This window comes from Zavarzinia sp., from assembly GCF_049306435.1.
Classification (GTDB): Bacteria; Pseudomonadota; Alphaproteobacteria; order Zavarziniales; family Zavarziniaceae; genus Zavarzinia.
On sequence record NZ_JBAQRT010000138.1, the window covers coordinates 1 to 5,486 of the forward strand.

The following is a 5,486-nucleotide window of genomic DNA, read 5'->3' on the forward strand; positions in this document are numbered from 1 at the left end:
CGCGACACCCTTCGGCGGCGTCTTCGCCCCGGATGGCCTCGGCGGGGCGAAGCCGGCGCAGTAAGGCGCCGACCTTACCCCGTCAGAACCCCCTGCCCTCGGCGACCAGCCGGCGCAGCAGGGGCGCCGCCCGCCAGGCCCTGGTGCCGAGCCGGGCATGGAAGGCGTCGATCCCGGCCAGCACCTTGTCGAGGCCGTATTGCTCGCCCCAGAACATCGGCCCGCCCCGGAAAGCCGGGAAGCCATAGCCGTTCAGCCAGACGACATCGATGTCCGAGGCGCGGGCGGCGATGCCTTCGTCGAGGATGCGCGCCCCCTCGTTCACCATCATGAACATGCAGCGGGTGAGGATTTCCTCCTCGTCCACCGGGCGGGGCGTGATGCCCTGGGCGGCGCGGTAGGCGGCGATCAGGGCGTCCGTCTCGGCATCGGGGATGGGCGCGCGGCTGCCGGCTTCGTAGCGATAGATGCCGGCCCTGGTTTTCTGGCCGAAGCGGCCCTTCTCGGCGAGAGCGTCGAGCCAGTTGGGGGCATCGACATCCGGGTCCTTGTTCTTCCGCCGCTCCTCGCGGATGCGCCAGCCGACATCGAGCCCGGCGAGATCCGAGGTCGCGAAAGGTCCCATGGCGAAGCCGAAATCGGTCAGCACCTTGTCGACCTGCTGCGGGCTGGCGCCTTCGTTGACGAGGGCGATGGCCTCGCGGTTGCGGGCATGGAGGATGCGGTTGCCGACGAAGCCATAGCAGACGCCGACCATGACGCCGACCTTGCCGATGCGCCGCGCCACCTCCATCACCGTCGCCTGGACGTCCGGCGCCGTCGCCTTGCCGCGCACATTCTCCAGCAGCTTCATGACATTGGCCGGGCTGAAGAAATGCATGCCGACGACATCTTGCGGCCGGCGGGTCGCCGCCGCGATCTGGTCGATGTCGAGGGTGGAAGTATTGGTCGCCAGCACCGCGCCCGGCTTGCACACCCTGTCGAGCGTGCCGAAGACTTCGTGCTTCACCGCCATCGATTCGAACACCGCTTCGATCACCAAATCGGCATCGGCGAGATCGGCGTAATCGAGGCTGGGCCGGATCAGCGCCATGCGCGCCTCGACCTCCTCGGCCGTCATGCGGCCCTTGGCCCTGGTCGCCTCGTAATTGGCGCGGATGGTGGCGAGGCCCTTCTCCAGCGCCTCCGCCTTCATCTCGAGGAGGGTCACCGGAATATCGGCATTGGCGAAACACATGGCGATGCCGCCACCCATGGTGCCGGCGCCGATCACCCCGGCCTTCGCGACCGGGCGAGGCTTCACCTCGGGACCGATGCCCGGCACTTTCGCCGCCTCGCGCGGGGCGAAGAAGGCATGGATCAGCCCGGCGCGCTGGGGCGAGGCCAGGCAGGACAGGAACAGGCCGCGTTCCTTCGCCAGGGCCTCCATGAAGGGCAGGCGCGCCGCGCCCTCGATCGCGTCGACGCAGGCCTGGGGCGAGACGAGGCTGCGGCTGCGCTTCACGATCGCCGCCCGCGCCTCGGCGAAAAGCTCGGGCGTCGCCTCGACCGCGAGATCCCGGGTGCGCCGGCCGGTCACGCCTTCTTCGAGCAGCTGGAGCGCGGCGGCGACCACGTCGCCTTCCGCGATCCGGTCGATGATGCCCGCGCTTTCGGCGGCCGGTGCCTTCAGCGGCTCGCCGGCGGTGATGATGTCGATCGCCGCCTTCGCCCCGACGAGGCGCGGCAGGCGGACGGTGCCGCCCGCCCCCGGGATGAGGCCCAGCTTCACCTCGGGCAGGCCAAGACTGGCGAAGGCCCCCGCCACCCGGTAATGACAGCCCAGCGCGAGTTCGAGCCCGCCGCCGAGCGCCACGCCATTGATCGCCGCGATCACCGGCTTGGCCGAGGTCTCGAAGGCATTGATCACATCGGGCAGGGAGGGCGGCTGGGCCGGCTTGCCGAACTCGCGGATATCGGCCCCGGCCGAGAAGGCCTTGCCGGTCCCGGTCAGCACGATGGCTCCGACCCCGGCATCCGCTTCCGCCTGGGCCAGGCGGTCGAGCAGGCCCTGGCGCACCGCCTGGCCCAAGGCATTCACCGGCGGACTGTCGATCGAAATCACCGCCACCCTGCCCCGCCGGGCGTAATGCACCACGTCGCTCATCGCCGCTCCCCTCGTATCTCTTGGCCCTCGCGGGCAGATTCGCGCGGGATTGTGCATCACTCCGAATTCGGAGGCACGTCCCTTGCGGCAGGGCCGGGAGGGGTCAATCGGTCTTGCGGCGATCGGCGGTCTTGTAGACGTCGTTACGTTCGCGCTTTCCGACCGCGACGACCAGTACCAGCAATTCTGTATCCCTGACCTGATAGACCAGGCGATAGCCGGCATTGCGCAGCTTGATCTTGTAGCGCTCCTTGGCGCCGTGCAGCCGCGCCGAGGGAATTTTCGGGTTTTCCAGACGTTCGACCAGCTTGGCCTTGAACTGCTCGCGGGTCACATTGTCGAGCTTGCGCCATTCCTTCAGGGCTTCATCCAGAAAAGCGAGCTCATAGGTCATCCAGCGTGACCTTGTGAATTGCCTGTCCTTCCCGCGCATCGGCGATGGCGTTGAGCTCCAGATCCTCGATGCGCTCCAGCATCGCCTCATAGGCTTTGGCGGGAATGCAGTAGAACGCGGGCTCGTTGCGATTCAGGATGGCAACCGGGAACCCTTCGCCCGCCGCGACCGTCCCCATGGGGTTTTTCTTCAACTCGGAAACGCTGGCGCTGGTCGCCGCGAGGATCTTGTGAGCCATGGAAGAGCCTCCTTATCAGACCCATTAATAGCACCATTATCAGGTCTTCTCAACGCCCCCCTCTACAGTCCCCGCGCGTCCAGCCAGCCGGTGATCACCACCACGGCTTCCGCCAGCTTGTCGGGACGGGCGACGTAATAGTGATCGGCCTCGCGGATCTGGTGGATCTCCTTGTCCCGGCTGGCGAGGGCGTCGAACAGGCGGGCGGCGTGGGACGGCGTGCAGGCGAGATCGGCCGTGTTGTTCACGACCAGGGCGGGACAGGTCACGCGCCCGGCATTGCCGAGGCCGTCGGCCCGGCTCGCTTCGAGGCTCCATTGCGAAAGCCAGGAGCGAAGCGTGGTGAAACGGGCAAGGCCGGTCGGCCCGTCGTTCACCAGCCGGGGATCGCCCATGTAGCAGGTGCCGGACGGCCGGTCGGACGGGTCTTGCGCGGGATCGAGCCAGCGGGGATCGGCCATGGTGCCGGTGACGACGAAGGCCCGTTCCGCGTTCGGCTCCCCAGCCGCGCGCAGGCGGGCGAGTTCGCCCCGCGCCCAGGCGGTGATGCGGGCGTTGCGGGCGCGCTGGGCGGCGCGATAGCGGGCGATGAAGCCGTCGTCATAGGGCGGGTGGGCCGGACAGGCGGGATCGTAGAGATTGAGCGACGGGTCCCGCGCGAAGGGCCGGGCCTCGTCGGTTACCGAGGGGTCGAGCCATTCAGTCAGGGTGACGGCGCGGGAGACATGGGCGGCCAACAGCATCACCGCGTCGGCGGGCGGCAGGCCCGCGCCGACGAGATCGAGCGGATCGCCCGCCGGGGTTTCGGTGATGGTCGGCCGCACCGCCTGATCCTGATAGAACAGCGAGAGCGAGCCACCGCCCGACCAGCCGCCGAGGATCACGGTCTCATAGCCGAAGCGCGTCTTCAGATCGGCGATGCAGGCGCCGAGATCGAGCACGCATTTCTCCATCAGGAGGGCGCTGTCGTTGCCGCGATAGCGGGTGTTGCAATAGACGACATGCCGCCCCGCCTTCGCCAGGGCGGAAACCAGCGGCAGGAAGGAACCGCCGCCCACCGGATGGCTGAAGACGATCACCGATTTCGCTTCGTGACGCTCCGGCCGGATCCTCATGCATTCGACGAAGACGAGGCCGCCGGGGCCGCCATAAACCTCCTTGATCGCGGAAGGATCGATGTGGACGAAGCCGTAAGGCTCCCGCGTGATCCGGCTCATGCGCCCCCCTCTTGTCGTTTTCCGATTCTCTACACGGAAAATTTGACTGATGGAACGGTATAACTGATTATTAAATCAGTTTTTGGGGAGGCAGGCATGTCGGCAGCGGCGCAGAGGCGCAAGGGCGAGCGCACGGCGGAACGCATTCTCGAAGTGGCGCTGGACCTGTTCTCCCGCTTCGGCTTCGAGCGGGTGACCATGACCGACATCGGCCGGGCCGCCCGGGTCGCGCAGTCGGCGGTGCATTATCATTTCCCGACCAAGGACGAGCTGTGGAAAGCCGCCCTCTTCGCCCTGAAGGATGGTTTCGCCGCCGAGGAGCGGATGATGCTGGCGGCAGGGCGCGATACCGATCCCCTGTCGCAGCTGAAACTGTCCATGCGCCTGTTCCTGATGATGTCGATGGAGCAGCCGGCCCTCGGCCGCATCGTCATGATGGAAGGAATGCTGGGCGGGCCGCGGCTGGAATGGATGGTCAGGACGCTGATGGCGCCCCGCTACGCGAGGCTGGTCGAGATCGTGACGGCGGCGATCGCGGCCGGCCAGATCAAGCCCTATCCGCCGGAGCAGGTGGTGATCATGCTGCATGCCGCCGCCGCCAGTTTCTTCACCCTCGCCCCGCTGATGCGGGAAGCCTTCGGCATCGACGTGACCGAGCCCGCGCGGAAGACGGCGCAGGAAGCCCTGATCATGGACGCGGTCTTCGCCGGCCTCACGCCCTGAACCACATCGCAAGAAAAAGAACAAACGGGGGAGAAACCATGGCCCGTCTCGACGGCATCCATCACATCGCGGTCATGGCCGGGGATATCCGGCGGCACATCGAATTCTTCTCGGACGTGCTGGGCTGCCGGCTGGAGGCGCTGTTCCCGATGCACGGCGTGCCGGGCGGCCTCCATGCCTTTCTGCATCTGAACGACCATTGCCATTTCTCGATCGTGCAATTGCCCGGCACGGCGGAGATTCCGATCCAGCTCGGCATCACCCACGCGGGCAGCGGCGCTGGCAGGAGCGCGCCCGGCACCCTGCAGCATCTGGCCTTCCGGGTGGCGGACATGCCGGCCCTTTTGTCGATGCGCGACCGCATCCGGCGGCGCGGCGTCAATGTCTTCGGCCCGATCGATCACGGCCTGTGCCGCTCGATCTATTTCGCGGGGCCGGACCGGTTGTCGCTGGAAATCGCCACCTCCGAGGCGCCGATCGATCCGGCGGCCTGGATCGATCCCGAAGTGGTCGCCCGCGCCGGCATGACCATGGCGGAAGCGATGGCCTTCGCCGCGCCGGCCGAAGACCCGGAGGACGGCGGCCGCGTGCCCCAGCCGCCCTTCGACCCGGACAAGCCGCATCAGGCCATGCCCAAGGCGCTTTATGCCCAGATGCTGGCCCTGCCCGACGACGTGCTGGGCCAGATGGCGTCCCATGCCGAGCCGCCGGTGCGGCGATGACTTCGGCGACCAGCCCGGGCGCCCGCCTCCGCGCGAGGCTGCGCGC

At 67.7% G+C, this 5,486-nt stretch carries 6 protein-coding genes; 2 read left to right on the forward strand and 4 right to left on the reverse strand.

Annotation, left to right across the window (positions count from 1 at the left end):
* Nucleotides 1–82: 82 nt before the first annotated feature.
* The 4 genes from WAZ62_RS07410 to WAZ62_RS07425 all read right to left on the reverse strand — a co-directional run bounded on the left by WAZ62_RS07410 (nucleotide 83) and on the right by WAZ62_RS07425 (nucleotide 3,995).
* A complete protein-coding gene (locus WAZ62_RS07410; protein WP_422642877.1) occupies nucleotides 83–2,146 on the reverse strand; it encodes a 3-hydroxyacyl-CoA dehydrogenase NAD-binding domain-containing protein in 2,064 nt (687 codons plus the stop codon).
* Nucleotides 2,147–2,249: 103 nt separating this feature from the next.
* Complete coding sequence (locus tag WAZ62_RS07415; RefSeq protein WP_422642878.1) at nucleotides 2,250–2,540, reverse strand: type II toxin-antitoxin system RelE family toxin; 291 nt, start codon at nucleotides 2,538–2,540, stop codon at nucleotides 2,250–2,252.
* Nucleotides 2,530–2,778, reverse strand: coding sequence for a type II toxin-antitoxin system Phd/YefM family antitoxin (locus WAZ62_RS07420; protein ID WP_422642879.1), 249 nt, complete (start codon nucleotides 2,776–2,778; stop codon nucleotides 2,530–2,532). The genes WAZ62_RS07415 and WAZ62_RS07420 overlap by 11 nt, the downstream gene beginning before the upstream one ends.
* A gap of 62 nt (nucleotides 2,779–2,840) precedes the next feature.
* Entirely contained in the window at nucleotides 2,841–3,995 is a 1,155-nt protein-coding gene (locus WAZ62_RS07425) for an alpha/beta hydrolase family protein (RefSeq protein WP_422642880.1), read from the reverse strand.
* A gap of 96 nt (nucleotides 3,996–4,091) precedes the next feature.
* On the opposite strand from WAZ62_RS07425, the gene WAZ62_RS07430 reads away from it, so the two are divergent.
* A complete protein-coding gene (locus WAZ62_RS07430) occupies nucleotides 4,092–4,718 on the forward strand; it encodes a TetR/AcrR family transcriptional regulator (protein ID WP_422642881.1) in 627 nt (208 codons plus the stop codon).
* Between the two features lie 38 nt (nucleotides 4,719–4,756).
* A complete protein-coding gene (locus WAZ62_RS07435) occupies nucleotides 4,757–5,440 on the forward strand; it encodes a VOC family protein (RefSeq protein WP_422642882.1) in 684 nt (227 codons plus the stop codon).
* Nucleotides 5,441–5,486: the final 46 nt, after the last annotated feature.

What these genes read in the sequence shown, in the direction of transcription:
- WAZ62_RS07425 (WP_422642880.1), bottom strand. Translation starts at nt 3,995, where the DNA reads ATGAGCCGGATCACGCGGGAGCCTTACGGCTTCGTCCACATCGATCCT.
- WAZ62_RS07415 (WP_422642878.1), bottom strand. Translation starts at nt 2,540, where the DNA reads ATGACCTATGAGCTCGCTTTTCTGGATGAAGCCCTGAAGGAATGGCGC.
- WAZ62_RS07420 (WP_422642879.1), bottom strand. Translation starts at nt 2,778, where the DNA reads ATGGCTCACAAGATCCTCGCGGCGACCAGCGCCAGCGTTTCCGAGTTG.
- WAZ62_RS07410 (WP_422642877.1), bottom strand. Translation starts at nt 2,146, where the DNA reads ATGAGCGACGTGGTGCATTACGCCCGGCGGGGCAGGGTGGCGGTGATT.
- WAZ62_RS07435 (WP_422642882.1), top strand. Translation starts at nt 4,757, where the DNA reads ATGGCCCGTCTCGACGGCATCCATCACATCGCGGTCATGGCCGGGGAT.
- WAZ62_RS07430 (WP_422642881.1), top strand. Translation starts at nt 4,092, where the DNA reads ATGTCGGCAGCGGCGCAGAGGCGCAAGGGCGAGCGCACGGCGGAACGC.